Raw genomic sequence first — 19,254 nt, 5'->3', positions numbered from 1 at the left:
CCTTATTTAGTAGTTCAACGTTTTTGCTTTTTCGACAGCGTCTTCGATTCTCCCGACACTACGGAATGCTTCTTCTGGCAGATCATCGTATTTTCCATCAAGGATTTCTCTAAACCCTTTAACTGTATCAGCAACAGGAACGTAAGAACCTGGTTGTCCTGTAAATTGTTCTGCTACATTAAAGTTTTGTGATAAGAAAAATTGAATACGGCGAGCACGACCAACCAAGATTTTTTCTTGGTCAGATAACTCATCCATCCCTAAAATTGCAATGATATCTTGCAACTCACGGTAACGTTGTAATACATGTTGGACTTCTGTTGCAACGGCATAATGTTCGTCGCCTACGACTTCTGGCGCTAAAGCACTAGAAGATGAAGCCAGCGGATCCACGGCTGGATAGATACCCATTTCCGTTAAACGACGTTCTAAGTTAGTTGTTGCATCTAGATGGGCGAACGCTGTTGCTGGCGCTGGATCAGTATAGTCATCGGCTGGTACATAGATTGCTTGAATCGATGTGATCGAGCCTTTTTTGGTAGAAGTGATACGTTCTTGCAATTGTCCCATTTCAGTAGCAAGTGTCGGCTGATAACCAACGGCTGAAGGCATCCGACCTAGTAAAGCTGAAACTTCAGAACCTGCTTGTGTGAAACGGAAAATATTATCGATAAATAATAGCACATCTTGACCTTCAACATCACGGAAATATTCCGCAATCGTCAAACCAGTCAACGCCACACGCATACGCGCACCAGGCGGTTCATTCATTTGACCGAAAACCATAGCTGTTTTTTCAATAACACCAGAGTCTTTCATTTCAAAATAAAGGTCATTTCCTTCACGTGTTCGTTCACCAACACCAGTAAACACAGAAATACCACCATGTTCTTGAGCAATATTATGAATCAATTCTTGAATTAAAACGGTTTTACCAACACCGGCACCACCGAATAGTCCAACTTTACCACCTTTTAAATAAGGGGCTAGTAAATCTATAACTTTGATACCCGTTTCTAAAATTTCGTTGCTTGTGCTTAAATCTGCAAAATCAGGGGCTTTTTTATGAATGCCGCTACGTATTGCATCTTCTGGGAATGGTTCTTCCAAGTCGATTGTATCGCCTAAAACGTTGAATACACGGCCTAAAGTTTCTTTTCCAACAGGAACCGAAATTGGTTTTCCGGTATCGATAACTTCCATTCCACGCTGAAGACCATCTGTAGACTCCATTGCGATCGAACGAATAACGCCGTCGCCTAATTCTAATGCTACTTCCAGCACGACTTTTTGTTTTTCTTCGCCATTTTTGTATACGACTAATGCATTATTTATATCTGGTAAGGATTGATCTAGTGAAAATTCCACGTCAACAACGGGACCGATTACTTCAACAATCTTTCCTGAACTCATGTCTGTTTCCTCCGTTTCGTTTGAAGAGGCTATAAAACTATCGAGCGCTCGACAGTTTTATACCTAACGAGGTCGTAATAAAAACCTGTCTTCTCTATTACTTAGTAAAGACTTCAAGCCAAGCTGACTTGAATCTTGATTATTACTCTAATGCCGCTGCACCAGCTACGATTTCTGTGATTTCTTGTGTGATCGCACCTTGACGAGCGCGGTTGTATGAAATCGTCAAATCACTAATAATATTTTGTGCATTATCAGTGGCTGTCTTCATCGCTGTCATCCCAGCAGCATGTTCTGCTGTTTTTGCATCGATAATAGCACCATAAATCAAACTTTCGGCATATTGAGGCAACAAATTATCTAAGATAGCTTCCTCAGAAGGTTCTAGAATATATTCTTGCTCATATGTTGTTGCTTCTTCAGGATCTAAATCTGAAATTGGAAGCATCTGCTCTACTCGAAATTGACTCGTCAATGAATTGATATGGTGATTGTAACAAACGAACAATTCGTCAAACACTTCATTTTCGTACATTGAAGTCGCTGTCGAAACGATTTTTCTAACTTCATCAAAACTAGGCTGATCACTTAGGCCACGAAGTTCATATGCTACATTTATTCCACGGGCTTTAAAAAAATCTGCGCCCGTTCCGCCGATAGCAATCAAAACATACTCATCTTGAGATTTATGATCATCTGCCATCATTTTCATCGTTTGTTTCAAGATTGAACTGTTATAGCCACCGACCAATCCTTTATCAGAGGTGATGACGATATAACCCGTTTTTTTCACTGGACGTGATGTCAGCATCATATGATAGTTATCCGTTTCGGATACTCCTTCATGATCATATGAATCCAACACTTCTAGATCACTTAGCTGAGCTGCAACAAGATGCGTAACGATAGAACGGATTTTTGACGCATATTCTTGAAAACTTCTAGAAGCCGCTTCTGATTTCGTCAGTTTAGCGCCAGAAACCATCTGCATAGCATTGGTAATTTGGCTGGTTTTTTTCGTTGAAGCAATGCGTTGTTTGATCTCATTTAATGAAGCACCCAATTCTTGTCACCTCTCTTACGCATTTTGAATTGATTCAAGTGTATCTTTAGTTGTTAATCCTTCTGAATTAGCAGCACCAAAAATTTCTTTGAATTCATTGATTGCTGCATCTAAATCTTCTGATTTAGGTAAATCTTTTGTTGTACGGATCGTTTCAAAAAGTTCAGGATGCTTTCCATCTAAATAGTCAAATAGTTCTGATTCAAAATCTAGAATTTTTGCAACACTGATACTATCCAAAAATCCGTGTGTCAAAGCATATAAAATAACAACTTGTTTTTCTACTGCTAGTGGTGCATGTAATTTTTGTTTTAAAATTTCAACGGTACGACGACCACGATTTAATTTTGCTTGCGTTGCCGCATCTAAATCAGAACCAAATTGAGTGAAGGCTTCTAATTCACGGTAGCTTGCCAGATCTAAACGAAGGGTACCGGCTACTTTTTTCATTGCTTTGATTTGTGCTGAACCCCCAACACGTGATACAGAAAGACCGGCATCAACGGCTGGACGCGTGCCTGCATAGAACAAATCGCTTTCTAAGAAAATTTGTCCGTCAGTGATTGAAATAACGTTTGTTGGGATATAAGCAGAAATGTCTCCAGCTTGTGTCTCAACAAATGGTAAGGCAGTCATTGAACCGCCGCCTAATTCGTCACTTAATTTTGCCGCACGTTCTAATAGACGTGAATGTAGATAAAATACGTCACCCGGATAAGCTTCGCGACCTGGAGGACGACGTAAAAGTAATGAAAGTTCACGATAAGCTACAGCTTGTTTTGATAAATCATCAAAAATAATCAAAACATGTTTGCCGTTATACATGAATTCTTCACCCATAGCAGCTCCAGCATAAGGCGCAATATATAATAATGGCGCTGGTTGAGACGCACCTGCGTTTACGATAATCGTATAATCTAATGCACCATAAGCTCTTAACGTTTCAACTTGGTTACGAACTGTTGATTCTTTTTGGCCGATAGCAACATAAATACAAATGACATCTTGCCCTTTTTGATTGATAATCGTATCAATCGCAATCGACGTTTTACCTGTTTTACGGTCACCGATTACTAATTCACGTTGACCACGACCGATTGGTACCAATGCGTCGATTGCTTTAAGCCCCGTCTGCATTGGTTGATCAACTGATTTTCTTTGCATAACACCTGGAGCTGCTGCTTCAACCGGACGCGTTTTATCGGTTTTAATTTCGCCTAATCCATCAATTGGTTGACCTAATGGATTAACGACACGGCCGATCATTGCTTCACCTACAGGAACTTCCATGATTTTACCAGTTCGTTTAACTTTATCGCCTTCTCGAATGGTTTCAAAATCACCTAAAATAATAATACCGACATCATTGATTTCTAAGTTTTGCGCCATTCCATATGAACCATTAGAAAATTCAAGTAATTCTCCACTCATTGCATTCTCTAACCCATGGGCACGAGCAATTCCATCTCCAACATATGTGACAGTCCCAATTTCTTCAACTTCTAATTCTTGTTGATAATTCTTGATTTGTTCTTTAATCAAGGCACTGATTTCTTCTGCTTTGATAGCCATTCAATTCACCTCTTTATTGTGCTGAACGTTATTTTAATAACAATTCTTGGATTTGTTCTAACTGTTTGTGGATACTACCATCGATCACTTTATAATTGGCTTCTATAATTACACCACCAACAATATCTGGGTCGATTAAATTGATTAAATTAGCTCGTTCATAGCCTAAAAGTTTTGCTGCTTTTTCTTCCATTAATTGGTGTTGTTCCTTGGTCAACGGAATAGCTGTTGAAGCAGTACCTAAAAGCAAACTATTGTGCTCATCGTAACGTCTTTCATATTCATCAATCATCAATAATAAATCATTCATACGTGAGTAATTATAAACAACATATAAAAAGTTTTCCATCGTACCTTCATAATCACTAACTAAGTGCTTCATGATTTCATCTTTTTCATAAGGTTCCAAACGTGCATCACTTAGTATCTCACCTAAGTCGGGAACATCATGAAAAATTTCTCTTAGTGCGATCAAATCTTGATAAATGCTATCAGCTTCTTGGTTTTCAATTGCCAATTCAAACAAAGCTTTGCCGTAGCGTTTACCTACCGTATACTTATCTAACTTCATTTGACTTACCTAAGCCTTCGATATAAGAATTGATCAATGAATCATGTGCATCTGGAGTCAATTCTTTGTTTAATATTTTCTCTGCAATTTGAAGAGACAAATTTGCTACTTCATCTTTAACAGATGCTAATGCTTCTTCATGTTCTTGAGAAATATCAAGACGTGCTTTTTCTCGTAAACGTGAAACTTCATCATTTGTTTCTGCTAAGATTTTTTGGCGATTTTGGTCTCCATTCTCTTTCGCATGTTTAATAATATCTGCTGCTTCAGATTTAGAAGAAAGCAATTTTTGTTGACGTTCTTCTTGTAATTTAGCAGCTGCTATTCGAGATTGCTCTGCAGAATCTAAATCATTGGCAATTTTATCTTCACGTTTTTTTAACATATCAGTGATTGCTTCCCAAGCGAATTTCTTGATTAGAAGCATCAAAATTAGAAAAGCACCACTTACTACAATCATCGTACCTATTGTTGTACTTGGTCCTGCTTCACCAATTACTAAATAATTTAGCATGAAGTTTCAACTTCCTTTCTCTGCAATTCTCTGTGGTGATGTTGTTTAATTGGTTCTTTGTATGGTTTGGTCACCTTAATTGGGTGAAGTTTGATGTTTCTATTAATAGGTTACTTCTCTCTTCGTTCGCCAAGTACTGCTCAACATCTGCTTTTTTGTTTTGTTAAAGCTTTACAGTAAGCTTGTGTTCTTGACGGTCTGCTTTGCTTTGGAGAAGCTTGATGTTTCTTTTAATAGGTTACTTCTCTCTCTTCGTTCGCCAAGTACTGCTCAACATCTGCTCTTTTCTTTTGTTAAAGCTTTACAGTAAGCTTATGTTCTTGACGGTCTGCTTTGCTTTGGAGAAGCTTGATGTTTCTTTTAATAGGTTACTTCTCTCTCTTCGTTCGCCAAGTACTGCTCAACATCTGCTCTGCCAGAGGCAGTCGCAGTGTTTCGCAGCAAAGAAAGCAGCAACGCGTGGCGTTTTAAAAACTCAGCGTCCTGCCTTCTAAAGAGATTATTTAAGCACTAATAACAATGCAATAACTACACCTAGAATTGGAACCGCTTCGATCAAGGCTACCCCGATAAACATTGTTGTTCTTAATTGTCCAGCCATTTCTGGTTGGCGTGTCATTGATTCAATTGTTTTAGAGATAACTTTTCCGTTACCATACGCTGCTCCGACTGCTGCTCCGAAAACTGCGATTGCTGCTGCGATATAATTTAATCCGTCCATTTTTGTTTCCTCCTAAGAAATAGTTGTTTTTATTTATTGTTTATTCTTCGACTTCAACTTTGTGAGCCATGTAAACCATTGATAACGTTACAAATATAAATGCTTGAATTGCTCCTATAAATAATGAAAAGGCTAGCCAAATCATTTCAAGCGGTATCGCAAGTGGAATCGTCCAAAGTCCTACACTTGATACAAGTCCTGCAATCAGTCCAAGTAATACTTCACCCGCATAAATATTTCCATATAAACGCAGTGCCAAGGTAAGCAGGTTCGTAAATTCTTCCATCAACTTGATTGGCATTAGAAAAGCTACTGGACTTAAAAAACTATTTTTGAAATACCCTTTTAGACCAAAACGACTAACACTAAAGAAATGTGTTAAAGCAATCATGATCAAAGCTAAAGTTAATGTAACCATTGGATCAGCTGTCGGGCTCTTCCAATAAGTATAATCACCAATAGCGACTTTAGTCACTAAACCAATAATGTTCGCAACTAAAACAAACATGAACATCGTGAATGCTAGCAGGTGAAAATTTGTTACTTCTTTACTTGGCATATTGTCGGTAATAATACTCCGAACAAAATCAATGAGATACTCAATGACATTTTGTTTGCCTTTAGGTTTCAGTTTGAGATTCCTTGTGCAGAAATATACTATCCCGAAGACAACGACACAGGATAACAGAACCATCAAGCAAATCGTTCCATCAAACCAAATTGGCCCAATCTTGAAGAGTAATGTCTTCTCTTCCAAATTATTTCACCTCTTTTCCAACAAACTTGCCAGAAGCTTAAAAGGCTTCTATTTCTTAACCACACGTATCATACCACCAACACTAAATAATTTCAAAAGAATTTCATGAAAATTGGACACTTCTTTTAATATGACAAACGATTAAAGAAAATGTGTCTTATTGGTATTTGGTAGCACATAGGTCAGTTACTGAAAAAACGATGAAAACTCATCAGTTTCCTTACACTCTACCAAACTTTTCACATAAGTTAAAGCAAAGAAAACAAATATGCGAAAAAGAATAAATTTAGCATTGAAATTGTTTCATCTCATACATGAAATTCATACATTTTGATTTATTTAACGTAAATTATTTTTGAGTGTTCGGTTAATTTCACGATTGATCTCTTTACGTTTCAAATCTTCTCGCTTATCGTATTGTTTCTTTCCTTTTGCGAGACCGATCAGTACTTTGGCATAACCATTTCGTAGATATACTTTTAGTGGAATGATCGTGATTCCGGTATTTTTAGTCTCGGTAATTAGCTTAGCTATTTGCTTTTTGTGCAATAATAATTTTCTTGTCCGTAAAGGATCATGATTAAAAATATTCCCCTGCTCATAGGGACTGATATGCACATTGAGCAGGTAGACTTCTCCATTTCGAACTCTAGCAAACCCATCTTTTAAATTGATTCGTCCGTTTCTAATTGACTTGATTTCAGTACCTTGTAACACGATTCCAGCTTCCATTGTATCAACAACGGTATAGTCATGCCTAGCTTTACGATTTTGGGCAATCAGTTTCCCTTCCCCTTTTGGCATACCCATTCCTCCGCTTTCTATTTTTTCTTCTGTTTTTTTACTTTTTTCTTTTTAGCTACTTCTTTATAAAATGGCTTTTTGCCCTTTTTCTTGTTCTTCTGTGTAAATGATTTTTTATCCGTTTGCTTGCGATCAGAAGTTCTTCTGCGGCGACCATCTTGACGTTTTTTTTGTTTTGGCGTCTCGATTCTTTCTACTTCTTCTGCTTCAAGAAATTCAAAATCAATTTCTCTTGTTTCGGGATCAGCTTTATCGACTTTAACTTTAACTTTCTGGCCGATCTTCAGTGTCATTCCGGTTCTTTCGCCAACTAATGCCATATGATTTTCAATAAAATGGAAGTAATCTTGTTTTAAATTGTTGACGTGAATCAACCCTTCGATTGTATTTGGCAATTCTACAAAAAGACCAAAACGAGTGACAGAACTGATAATACCATCGTATTCTTCACCAATTTTATCAGCCATAAATTCTGCTTTCTTCATAGAATCAACTTCACGTTCAGTCTCAACAGCTCGACGTTCCATTCTTGAACTATGATCTGCAATGTCAGGTAAATCTTGTTCCCATTTTTCTTTTAACTTTTCTGAAACATTCCCTTCGTAACTACGAATCAATCGATGTACGATCAAATCAGGATAACGACGAATCGGTGAGGTAAAGTGAGTATAGTATTCTGCTGCCAAACCATAGTGTCCATAATTATCTTCTGAGTATCGCGCTTGTTGCATACTGCGTAGCAACATGGTATTGATCACTGCTTCTTCTGGTTTATCTGCTACTTGTTCTAAAACTTTTTGTAAGTCTTTAGGAGTGATATCTGCTTTCGTCCCTTTAACTAAGATCCCTAATACAGCTGCAAAATCAAAGAATCGCTGCATTTTTTCTTCTTTTGGCTGTTCGTGGATTCGATAAATAAAAGGGACTTTTAAATCGTTGAAATGTTTAGCTACTGTCTCATTGGCTGCCAACATAAATGATTCAATTAGCCGTTCGCCTACACCTCGTGTGCGTAATAAAATATCATGTGGATGTCCTTGTGAATCAACCAGTACTTTTGCTTCACGATCTTCAAATGAAATCGCACCTCGTTTTTCACGCATTTGTTCAAGAATATGATGCAGCTCACCCATTTCGTTAAACATCGCTACTAATTTTTTGTAGCGTTTCATCGTCTCTGGTTTTTGTTCTTCTAAAATTTCATTAACGGCTGTATAGGTCATACGTTCTGTTGTTTGGATCACGCTTTGGAAAATCTCATGGTTGACTACATACCCTTCTGGCGTTATCTCCATCTCACAACTCATAGTAAGCCTTGGCACATTAGGGTTCAGCGAGCAAATACCGTTAGACAATCTCTGAGGTATCATTGGGACAACTCGATCAGTTAGATAAACACTAGTACCACGTTCATATGCTTCTTGGTCTAACTCATTACCTTCTGTCACATAATAAGAAACATCTGCAATATGAACACCTAAAAAATAATTACCGTTTTCTAATTTGCGTACCGTCACTGCATCATCTAGATCTTTAGCATCTTCCCCATCGATCGTTACGATCATTTGATCACGTAAGTCTCTGCGGCCTTCGATATCTGCTTCTGAAATTGCATCAGGTACGTTGTCAGCTGCTTCGATCACTTCATCAGGAAAGCTTGTTGGAATCCCATGAGCCACCACAATCGATAAAATATCCATTCCAGGATCATTTTTGTGACCAACCACTTTTTTGACTATTCCCTCTAAACTCTTTGGGTACTCTTTTTCAGGGTAATGAGTCACTTCAACGATCACAATACTACCATCAACAGGTCTGATTCCTTGTGCAGCAATATTAAAGGTCAAACCAGTCATTTTTTTATCTTTTGGAACAGCATAACCATATAAGTCAGTCTCATTCACTTCTTTTTCGTCATAGGCGATAAACTCACCGACTACCTGCGTGATTGCACGAGTTTTGATTGCGATGACTTTTCCTTCCGCTCCACGGTCTGAAAAAGCATCGGCCGGTTGAACGATATCGATGACAACAATATCACCATCCATCGCAAAATTGACGGCTTCTTTTGGAATATAGACATCTGCTTCTTCTGGATCAATCGTTACAAAGCCAAAGCCACGTTCATTCGCACGAAAAGTCCCTTCGATATCTCCATTTTTTTGTGGTAGACGAATCTTACCTTTTTTATTGAATTCTACTAATTTTTCGCGTTCCATCAAGGCTACAGTCTGAACAAGTAATTTAAAATCTGAGCTCTTTTGCAGCTGCAAGCCTTCCGCTATTTCTTCCATAGAAAAACTTTTTTTCGTGTGCGTTTCCATAAAAGATAGGATTTTCTCCTTGATTGTTTGTTTTGTCATTCTTTCTCCTCATTCCAAGACAATGTATTCAAAAATGCGGATACATCTTGTTCTAATTGTTTATGATCTGGTCCAATCGTCAGCACATGTCCGCTATTTGGATACCAGTTTAATGTAAATCGTGTTTGCTGCAGTGCTTGGGCTGTCTTATAGACACCCATCGGATCAATCATTTGATCAACTCCTGCCTGCCCCATAAAAACGGGAACCGTAATTTGACCAAGCTTAGTTGCGGTCTTTTCCGAAAAAGTTTCAATATCTTTTAATTGAACACGAGAGGCTTCTTTGATTTTCACCATTCGTTTCACCCGTTCTTGATCTGAAATACCCGCTGTTTTTAAAACTTTATCGGCATATAAAACGAAATTTTCTGGAACACTATTTTTTACTGGAAAAATTGGTGAACAGAAGAAACCACCTCCGATGATTCCTTCTACTTGATCCGTTAGTGTGTTCATTGTAAAAATACCACCCATTGAAAGGCCAAAAACGGCTATTTCTTGGTAGCCTTTATCTTTTAAGAATTGAACGGCATCTAGTGTATCTTGCCACCAATCATTGGTTGATTTTCCCAATATATCTTCTGGTGCAACTGTTGCATGTCCAGAAAAATTAGGAGAATATACGGTGTAATTTTCTTTTTCTAAATAACGGCTCAACATCCGAACATCGTTGCTGCTTCCTGAGTAGGCGTGCAAAAGTAATACAGCACGGGAACCATTTTGCGTAAACAATGGTTTAGGTAGACTTATTTTTTTCACTATCTAATTCACCTCATCCCCATTTTAGCACATTATCCAGTGAAAACCTTATGAAAAGAAAGATGTTGCACGAACTTTTCACTAATGCTTATCCAATTTTTTTTAAGAAAAAAGTCCCTCAGTAAATGAGGGACTCCAAAGGTCTTACTTCGATGATAATAAAGCTAAAATAAATAATAGTAACATCCAAACAGCACCAATGATTGCTGTTGCGCGTTGCATAACAGCTTCAAATCCGCGTGCTTTTTGTTTACCGAAAAGTTTATCTGCGCCACCTGTAAATGCACTTGCTGCACTGTTTTGTTTACTTGGCTGCATCATAACGGCAATAACCATCACAACTGAAAGGATGATTACAAGTGCTAAAATAAAATTATACATAGTCTAATTCTCCCTTATTCACAAAATACATCTATTATACTTTAGCATATTTTCAATACAAATACCAGCTGTATTTGTATAATCTTGATTTTTTTCATCTATATTGAAAGAAAAAATGAGGAAGGATCAAAAACATTTACTTTCAAGAAATAAGAAGAGATTTCTGAAAATTGTTCTTTAAATTTTTGATGACTTTCGGGTCATTTCCGAACGGACTGTTTTTATATCACTATTTATTAGGTTCTTAAAACATCACTATATTCAGGTTTTGTATCAAATTCTTTTTTAGCAAATGGACACAGCGGAATGATTTTTTTCCCCTCACGCCGTGCTTTTTCTACACCGTTAAGTACCAGTTTCTCAGCTAATTTTTGTCCTCTGTACGTCGGATCAACAAAAGTATGATCAATGATCATGATTTTATCTCCAGCATTTGACCAAGTCATTTCACCAATTTCATGATTATGATCGTTTAGTAATACGAAGCGATCTTTTTCTTCTTTGATTTCCATTGTCATTTCCCGTCCTTTCGAATATATTTTAAAGCACCACTTGGACACGTATTAATTACACGAATATTCTCTTCCACACTACCATTATCCGTAATGATCCATGGTCGTCGGCCTACTTCAAAAACATCTGGATTACCGAAAACACAATTACCGATATGAGCGCAAATATCCTTACTGTAATAAATATCCAGTCCTTCTCCTGTATATTTACGGTACCCTTGCGATAAAAGTCGTTCTTCTGTTACATTTTTATCATTAATTTTACTTCCATCCATCATGTTTACCTCCTAATTTAAAAGCATAGCGGGCTCGTTCTGCTCTGTCAGAAAAATAGGGAAAGCTGAGCGTGGTGCTTTTTGCCACAAACAGATTTCATCTTTTTTCCGAAGAGCTAGCCCGTGAAGCTAGATAATAAAAGCGTAGCGGGCTCGTTTTGCTCTGTCAGAAAAATAGAAAAAGTGGACTGTGATATTCTTTCTTTCGTCCAGTATTTATCTATCCACGGAGTCCTTACTATTGCAACATTCTTACTTACAAGACAATATTAAGTTTGATGAATTAATTCTAACAATTCAAATAGGTAGTTGCAACTATCTGTTCTCTTGATCTTATTATTTTAAATTAAAACTACTACTCAATCATTTTTTGCTCGTAAAGAAGAGAGAATAGACACTGTATCCACCACTTCTTGTAAAACCGCACCAAATAATGCTGGAATAATTCCTGTACTTGCTATAAGCATTAAAACTGTACAAATCAAAATACCGATCAAAACCGATTGTTTTGCGATTTTCATAGTATCTTTAGAAATTTTCACTGCTGCACTGACTTTTTCTAGATCGTCTTTCAATATTACGACGTCTGCTGTTTCACTCGCTGCAGTTGCCCCATGAGCACCCATGGCAATTCCAACGTCGGCAACAGCTAATGAAGGTGCATCATTTACACCATCTCCCACCATGATCATTGGACGTTTAGAATCAGGGATTTTTTTTAAGGCATCAATTTTATCTTGGGGCAAGCATTCTGCGTGAACTTCAGTAATTCCAACTTCTCTTGCAATGCTATCTGCTACTTTTTGATGATCACCTGTCAACATCAGCAAGTGGTCAATATTCAAGTCGCGCAATTGCTCCATTGTTTCTTTTGCTTCTGGTCGAATACTATCCGTAAAGGTAATATAGCCTAAATAATGTTCTTCTTGAGAAATGTAAATAGCAGTCTGATCCTTGACCTCTTCAATTTTTCGTTCTGAAACAAATGCGGGTTTGCCGACACGAATCATTTTCCCATCTATTATCGCTTTAACACCTGAACCTGTCATTTCTTCTAGACCGGAAACCTTTTTTAATTTTTCTTGTGCAGAAACAGAGTCTATAAGCGAACGTGCTAATATATGGCTCGATTCTTGTTCCGCGCTTGCCGCCAATATTAGTAAATTATCCGCAGAAAGCGTACCTTCTGGAACAACCTTATCTACAGATAATGACCCCTTTGTGATCGTTCCCGTCTTATCAAAAGCAACTGACTTTGTTTGCGCCATTTTTTCTATTGTGGTTCCGGTTTTTACGACAATCCCGTTTCTACTTGAACGGCTCATTCCAGCGACCAACGCGATTGGTGCTGCTAATATCAGTGGACAAGGGGAAGCTACAACCAATACTTCAGCGAACCTCGTTGGATCTTTTGAACTATACCAAGCTACCCCTGCGATTATATACGCTATAATCGTAAAAGGCACTGCATAACGATCAGCCATACGCACAAAATTAGCAGGTTGAGCTTCTGACTCTTTCACTAGTTTCACAATCGTTTGATATTGACTATCTGCTGCACTTTTTTCAGCTACCATTGTAAGAGAACGATCACCATTAATTGCACCGGACATCAAAAAATCGCCCGTTTTTTTGTTCACTGGATGTGATTCACCGGTCAAAGAAGATTCATCAACAGTTGATGCCCCATTTGTGACATGACCGTCTACAGGAACAATTTCGCCTGGTTTCACAACAAGCTGATCCCCTACAACGACTTTTTCTGCCTCAATATCTGTCAATGCACCACTGATTAGCTGATGTGCTTTTTGCGGCGAATTATCCAACAATGATTTTAATTCTTTATTGGCTTTTTTTGCTGCATAATCTTCAAGAGAATCTCCGCCTGTCAACATGATCAAAATCATCAAACTAGCCCAGTATTCTCCAACTGCTAATGTTGCAATGATCGCTGTGATTGCTAAAATGTCTATACCATATTTGCCAGATTTCAACGTCTTTACCATCTCGATCAGCATTGACAACGCCATTACAGAACCTGTAATAACGATTACTCCATAAGCCCAAGCTTCTTGATGAAAAATAAATTCAAATAATAACGCTAAAACCCCTGTTGTGATCGTGATCATCAATTTTGTCAAATGTTTCATTTAAGCCACTCCTTTAAAAAACGAACTTATCATACTAAGATTACACTTGGTTAGATAAATAACAAAGGTAAAAGACTTAAATGAAAATGATTGTCATTCTTTATTAGGATGTTTTCTACTAAAAAGGATGTGAGACAAAAGTAAAATCTACTTTTGTTTCACATCCTAAATGCGAATAAGCGCTGGGATCACAAGCAATTTATTCTTATGAAATACTCCTACCCCAGTCACTTTCTATATAGTTAAATCACTCTTTTTTTCTTCTTCGTTTTTCTATTTTCTTTCCTTTTCTCAACCTCATATATCGCTCTTGTCATAAGTAAAGAAATGTAGTTAAAAATAGAACGACTACCAAGAACCAACGGTAGGTAGAACATAACATTTCTTGTAAACAGTGACGTCAACATAAAGAAATCACCAAAGAATAAGAAACATGCAATAAAGGCAATCAATAAAAGACTGATCATTATTTGTTTTTTTAAATCTAACGGTCGAGCTGCTCTTAATAATACTTGAAATCCTACACAACCTGTAAGCAAGACACACATTGTAGAAACATCTTGTTGTGATAAATCAAACCAGATACCCGCAAGTTGCAAGACTAAAATATTAAATACAACAGTCAACGCTCCAGGAACTGAAATTCGCAATATATTCGTCAAAAAATGCCCTTTGATCCGTTGATAATTCGGCTCTAGTGCCAAAATAAATGAAGGAATTCCAACAGTTAATGTATTGATAGGTGTGAGCTGTAATGGTGCAAATGGATAAGGTAAAAATAAAAAGATAAATGTTACTGCAAGAATCGCAGAATAAATTGTTTTTACCATATACATCGATGCAACACGTTCGATGTTATTGATGACTCTACGACCTTCATTCAGTACTTGGATCATTGAACTAAAATCTGAATTTAGTAAAACTACATCTGATACCGCACGAGCAGCATCACTTCCACTGGCCATTGCTACACTGACATCAGCTTCTCTCAATGAAAGAATATCATTGACTCCATCCCCGGTCATACAAGTCGTATGCCCATTTTGCTTCAAGGCTTGTATCAACTCTCTTTTTTGATAAGGGGTTACTCGACCAAAAACCGTTTTGTTTTCCACTAGTTCATTAAAGTTCTCTGAATCAGAAATAGTACTCATATCTACAAAATTTTCTGCTCCAGCAATTCCTGCTTGTTTCGCTATTTGCGAGACCGTGATCGGATTATCTCCAGAAATAACTTTTAATATAACGTCTTGTTTCGCAAAATAAGAGAATGTATCGACTGCATTTTCACGAATCGTATCTGAAATAATGAAAATTCCAACTGTTTCTTTTACTTGAGGCAATTCAGGTTTTGTTAATTCGTCTGAGAAATGGACTAAAATCAGGACACGATCACCTTGCTCATTATATGGTGCAAGTTTTTCTTTTAAATCCTCAGGAACTTCAGAATAAATAAATTCTGGTGCTCCCATAACAAATGATCCCTTTTCTTCAAATGTTACACCACTCCATTTTCGATCAGATGAAAATGGGATCACTTCTTTGACATTCCATACAGATTTGGACAATGGGAATCTGCTTCTAAGAACTTTTGCTGTTGCATTTTGATCCGATAAGCCTGCCATCATTTCACTCATAGCAAGTTCTATTTCAGTTGTTGGAAATCCCGCTTGAGGAATCAACTCTTTAAAAGTCAACGTACCATCTGTAATGGTTCCTGTTTTATCCAAACAAATGGTATCTACTCGAGCAAGAGTTTCAATACAAGATAGGCGTTGGATTAAGGTCTGTTTTCTAGCTAAATTAGCTGCTCCTACCGCAAATGCCACACTAGTCAATAGCATCAAACCTTCTGGGATCATACTAATTAACGCACCAGAAACACCTAAAACCGTTTTGGGAAATGACTGCGTAGATTGATATTGAGACCAAAATAACAACAATCCGATTGGAATGATAGCAAACGTTAATCCCTTAATCAAAAGATTCAATGAATTCATTAATTCAGAAGTTGAACGTTTCTCCGTTTTCGCTTCTTTAGATAATTTGGAAACAAAATTATCTTCACCGACTGCAGTGATTTTGACAAATCCTAAACCTGAAGTGATAAAACTTCCGCTCATGATTTTGTCGCCATTTTGCTTCATGATCTTATCTGATTCCCCTGTTAGTAGTGACTCATCAACTTCCATCCCTTCTCCATGAAGCACAATGCCATCTGAAGGAACTTGATTCCCCAAGGTCAAAACTAATACATCTCCCAAGACAATTTCATCTTGAAAGATTTTAATTAATTTATTGTCTCTTAAAGCAGTCACCTCTGCTTTATTTACGATAGATAACTTGTCGATAGTCCTCTTTGCATGTATTTCTTGAATCACACCAATTGCTGTGTTGATAATGATGATCCAAAAAAATAAAGCATTTTTAGGATAGCCGACAGCAAACACCGCTACTGCTAAAAACAAGTTAATGAAATTAAATAGCGTTAGCGAATTATCTAAAACAATTTGCTTTGTTGTTCTAGATAAATCCTCAACCTCTTTGTTGATCTTTCCTTGTGCAGAAAGTTCCTGTACTTCTTGATCAGATAAACCTTTGATATCTGATGGAATCCGAATATCATTATCATTGATTGGTTGTGCCTTTTCTTCAGCTGAAACAAACGCCTCATTATCTATATCTCTTTTTTTCCTAAACAATTTTTTCATATTTTCATTCACCTTCTTATTACAGTAATTAAGCCAATTGTAGAGTATATTTTTGATTATTTCAGATAACTAGTTTAATTTTACACTTTTTTTAACCATTTGAAAAAAATGAAGGAGATTAGATTTAAAACCAAGAGTAAAAAAAGAGGTTGGACAGAAGTGTTTATTCGAACTTCTTAAGGGTAGGATATGACTTGTAGAGTTATGTTTTAGCCTCTTTTTGATTGATCTTGATAAGTTCTCTCCTTGGCTATTTGAGTAGGACGATTCTCTAGTGTGTCAAATTCCAGTTTATATATTTTTAATGCACTCACTCTGTATTAGAGTGATACCGTTGCATCGCCCTGTATACGTGGATACTTGATTCATTTCAATCCACTCACTCTATATTAGAGTGAGACAATTGACACCATTACTACACGTATGTATCCTCTTATTTCAATCCACTCACTCTATATTAGAGTGAGACATAGCTGACTATTATAAAACAGTATTGACGATGAGAATTTCAATCCACTCACTCTATATTAGAGTGAGACACGACCTAAAAAAATTTCCGATGTTATGGATTTAATTTCAATCCACTCACTCTATATTAGAGTGAGACAAGGTGATGACCTAATCACCTCAGGGACAAAACAAATTTCAATCCACTCACTCTATATTAGAGTGAGACAAAATCTGGCTGTAGCCCATGTTAATGATGGACTAATTTCAATCCACTCACTCTATATTAGAGTGAGACGTAAAATTGATGAATCATGTCGATAGAGCTTTAATTTCAATCCACTCACTCTATATTAGAGTGAGACGCAGGAACCATCAAAATAACAGCTTTAACTATCGTCATTTCAATCCACTCACTCTATATTAGAGTGAGACAAGAATTGGCGCTGAAGACGGAAAGCCAGGGAAAATTTCAATCCACTCACTCTATATTAGAGTGAGACGAGTTCATATCTATTTTCCTCTTTTCTTATTATATTATATTTCAATCCACTCACTCTATATTAGAGTGAGACTCTCGCTTCTGAAAGCTTGACAACATTGTATAGTTCATTTCAATCCACTCACTCTATATTAGAGTGAGACCCGTTTCTCCCCTTCTCTTGTTCGGTAAAGAGGGTAATTTCAATCCACTCACTCTATATTAGAGTGAGACATCGGTCCTGAAATGCCTAAGTCTATTACAGACGGTATTTCAATCCACTCACTCTATATTAGAGTGAGACAGTTCCGCAGGCACTCGATCATGGCGCTATATTATTTCAATCCACTCACTCTATATTAGAGTGAGACGTTACAACAGCAGTTGTTGTTGGGGTTTATTTGATAATTTCAATCCACTCACTCTATATTAGAGTGAGACCTAATACTGTATTACCGTCATTATCTTCAAACGATTTCAATCCACTCACTCTATATTAGAGTGAGACAAGTGTAACGCTACACGTAACGTTGCACACAAAAAATTTCAATCCACTCACTCTATATTAGAGTGAGACAATAAAGCATGACCAAACTTATCACTAATAGCACAATTTCAATCCACTCACTCTATATTAGAGTGAGACTGTGAAAAAGAAGGTTTATTTGCCAAAATCTCCACACAAATTCCTAATTTCTCAAATAAATTCAAGTAAACATTAAATAAGGATGAGAAAAACAATTGAATCTAGCTTTTTTCTCTTGAATTTTGGTGCGAATCTGTCAGTGATTTCATGTTCACTTGAGGTTCGCACCAAAAAAATCTATTTTCTTCTCTTACTTCCAAAAATTATCAAAAATTGAAATTGGCATATGGCGTTTATGCTGCGTTTTTTTGTACCAGCTTTCGATCGTTTCTTTCGCTTTATCTGATATCGTTTTTCCTTCGAGATAATCATCAATATCATCATAAGTTACCCCGAGCGCGACCTCATCTGCTACCAATGGTTTATCATCTTCTAAATCAGCTGTTGGAATTTTTGTATACAGCTCACTAGGTGAACCTAATTCTTTCAACAATTCCTTACCTTGACGCTTATTCAAACGGAATAATGGTAAAATGTCTGCTCCGCCGTCACCATATTTTGTAAAAAAGCCCGTAATATTTTCAGCGCTGTGATCTGTTCCAATCACAGCGCCTGCTTTCTCTCCTGCAATCGCATATTGAATGATCATGCGTTGACGTGCCTTCATATTCCCTTTATTGAAATCGCTGATAGAAACCCCTGATTCTTCAAAAGAAAGTACACACGCATCAATTGCTGGCTTGATATTTACACGTAAAGAAACATCTGGTTGAATAAAATCTAAAGCTTTTTTGGCATCCGCTTCATCAGCTTGTTCGCCATAAGGTAAGCGAACAGCAACAAACTGATATTGCGCATCTTTTGTTTCATTACGCATCTCTTCCATCGTTAATTGAGCAAGTCGTCCAGCTAGTGTAGAATCTTGCCCTCCGCTGATACCCAAAACAAATGTTTTTAAAAAAGGATACTTATATAAATAATTTTTCATAAAATCAATACTTTTTCGGATTTCTTCTTGTGAATCGATCTTTGGTTTTACCCCTAGTTCTTCAATAATTGCTTTTTGTAATGGTTCCATAGAAATTCCCTCCTAATTTAAAGCGGAACAAATCGGCTGATCCTGTAGAAAATTAGCGCATTTGAATTGATGAGTTTGAATTCAAGTATAGCGC

Annotated in this window: 16 protein-coding genes and 1 CRISPR repeat array; all 16 genes read right to left on the bottom strand. The window is 37.1% G+C overall.

The window, feature by feature from the left end; genetic code table 11:
- Nucleotides 1–6: 6 nt before the first annotated feature.
- The 16 genes from atpD to nadE all read right to left on the bottom strand — a co-directional run bounded on the left by atpD (nucleotide 7) and on the right by nadE (nucleotide 19,160).
- The gene (gene atpD / locus AC4BC4_RS05615) at nucleotides 7–1,413 is read right to left on the bottom strand and encodes a F0F1 ATP synthase subunit beta (protein ID WP_438756443.1); all 1,407 of its coding nucleotides are present in this window, start codon (nucleotides 1,411–1,413) and stop codon (nucleotides 7–9) included.
- Nucleotides 1,414–1,555: 142 nt separating this feature from the next.
- Nucleotides 1,556–2,476: a F0F1 ATP synthase subunit gamma gene (locus AC4BC4_RS05610; protein ID WP_438756444.1), complete on the bottom strand. Its 921-nt coding sequence runs from the start codon at nucleotides 2,474–2,476 to the stop codon at nucleotides 1,556–1,558.
- 15 nt (nucleotides 2,477–2,491) lie between these two features.
- Nucleotides 2,492–4,048 (bottom strand): F0F1 ATP synthase subunit alpha, encoded by a 1,557-nt coding sequence (gene atpA / locus AC4BC4_RS05605; protein ID WP_490477044.1) that lies wholly within the window; start codon nucleotides 4,046–4,048, stop codon nucleotides 2,492–2,494.
- Between the two features lie 28 nt (nucleotides 4,049–4,076).
- Nucleotides 4,077–4,619: an ATP synthase F1 subunit delta gene (gene atpH / locus AC4BC4_RS05600; protein ID WP_438756446.1), complete on the bottom strand. Its 543-nt coding sequence runs from the start codon at nucleotides 4,617–4,619 to the stop codon at nucleotides 4,077–4,079.
- Nucleotides 4,606–5,133 carry a F0F1 ATP synthase subunit B gene (gene atpF / locus AC4BC4_RS05595; RefSeq protein WP_438756447.1) on the bottom strand — a complete coding sequence of 176 codons (528 nt, stop codon included), beginning with the start codon at nucleotides 5,131–5,133 and terminating at the stop codon, nucleotides 4,606–4,608. The genes atpH and atpF overlap by 14 nt, the downstream gene beginning before the upstream one ends.
- A gap of 499 nt (nucleotides 5,134–5,632) precedes the next feature.
- The gene (gene atpE, locus AC4BC4_RS05590; RefSeq protein ID WP_069654656.1) at nucleotides 5,633–5,854 is read right to left on the bottom strand and encodes a F0F1 ATP synthase subunit C; all 222 of its coding nucleotides are present in this window, start codon (nucleotides 5,852–5,854) and stop codon (nucleotides 5,633–5,635) included.
- Between the two features lie 40 nt (nucleotides 5,855–5,894).
- Nucleotides 5,895–6,611, bottom strand: coding sequence for a F0F1 ATP synthase subunit A (gene atpB / locus AC4BC4_RS05585; protein WP_438756448.1), 717 nt, complete (start codon nucleotides 6,609–6,611; stop codon nucleotides 5,895–5,897).
- Nucleotides 6,612–6,950: 339 nt separating this feature from the next.
- A complete protein-coding gene (gene smpB, locus AC4BC4_RS05580; protein WP_438756449.1) occupies nucleotides 6,951–7,415 on the bottom strand; it encodes an SsrA-binding protein SmpB in 465 nt (154 codons plus the stop codon).
- Between the two features lie 17 nt (nucleotides 7,416–7,432).
- Nucleotides 7,433–9,778 carry a ribonuclease R gene (gene rnr / locus AC4BC4_RS05575; protein ID WP_438756450.1) on the bottom strand — a complete coding sequence of 782 codons (2,346 nt, stop codon included), beginning with the start codon at nucleotides 9,776–9,778 and terminating at the stop codon, nucleotides 7,433–7,435.
- Nucleotides 9,775–10,542 carry an alpha/beta hydrolase gene (locus AC4BC4_RS05570; protein ID WP_490477352.1) on the bottom strand — a complete coding sequence of 256 codons (768 nt, stop codon included), beginning with the start codon at nucleotides 10,540–10,542 and terminating at the stop codon, nucleotides 9,775–9,777. The genes rnr and AC4BC4_RS05570 overlap by 4 nt, the downstream gene beginning before the upstream one ends.
- A gap of 141 nt (nucleotides 10,543–10,683) precedes the next feature.
- The gene (gene secG / locus AC4BC4_RS05565) at nucleotides 10,684–10,920 is read right to left on the bottom strand and encodes a preprotein translocase subunit SecG (protein ID WP_438756451.1); all 237 of its coding nucleotides are present in this window, start codon (nucleotides 10,918–10,920) and stop codon (nucleotides 10,684–10,686) included.
- A gap of 236 nt (nucleotides 10,921–11,156) precedes the next feature.
- Entirely contained in the window at nucleotides 11,157–11,432 is a 276-nt protein-coding gene (locus AC4BC4_RS05560; protein ID WP_490477043.1) for a GNAT family N-acetyltransferase, read from the bottom strand.
- Between the two features lie 2 nt (nucleotides 11,433–11,434).
- A complete protein-coding gene (locus AC4BC4_RS05555) occupies nucleotides 11,435–11,707 on the bottom strand; it encodes a (4Fe-4S)-binding protein (RefSeq protein WP_438756453.1) in 273 nt (90 codons plus the stop codon).
- A 359-nt stretch (nucleotides 11,708–12,066) separates the two neighbouring features.
- Complete coding sequence (locus AC4BC4_RS05550; protein WP_490477042.1) at nucleotides 12,067–13,857, bottom strand: heavy metal translocating P-type ATPase; 1,791 nt, start codon at nucleotides 13,855–13,857, stop codon at nucleotides 12,067–12,069.
- A 242-nt stretch (nucleotides 13,858–14,099) separates the two neighbouring features.
- The gene (locus AC4BC4_RS05545; protein WP_490477041.1) at nucleotides 14,100–16,568 is read right to left on the bottom strand and encodes an HAD-IC family P-type ATPase; all 2,469 of its coding nucleotides are present in this window, start codon (nucleotides 16,566–16,568) and stop codon (nucleotides 14,100–14,102) included.
- Between the two features lie 298 nt (nucleotides 16,569–16,866).
- Nucleotides 16,867–18,142: direct repeats of the CRISPR family, unit length 34 nt; unit sequence ATTTCAATCCACTCACTCTATATTAGAGTGAGAC.
- Nucleotides 18,143–18,332: 190 nt separating this feature from the next.
- On the bottom strand, nucleotides 18,333–19,160 hold the full coding sequence (gene nadE / locus AC4BC4_RS05540; RefSeq protein WP_490477040.1) for an NAD(+) synthase: 828 nt from the start codon (nucleotides 19,158–19,160) through the stop codon (nucleotides 18,333–18,335).
- Between the last annotated feature and the right edge of the window lie 94 nt (nucleotides 19,161–19,254).

The organism is Enterococcus sp. AMC1086, from assembly GCF_058216575.1.
Note: the sequence above shows the minus strand (reverse complement) of the source record. Positions and strands in the feature narration are given on the sequence as shown.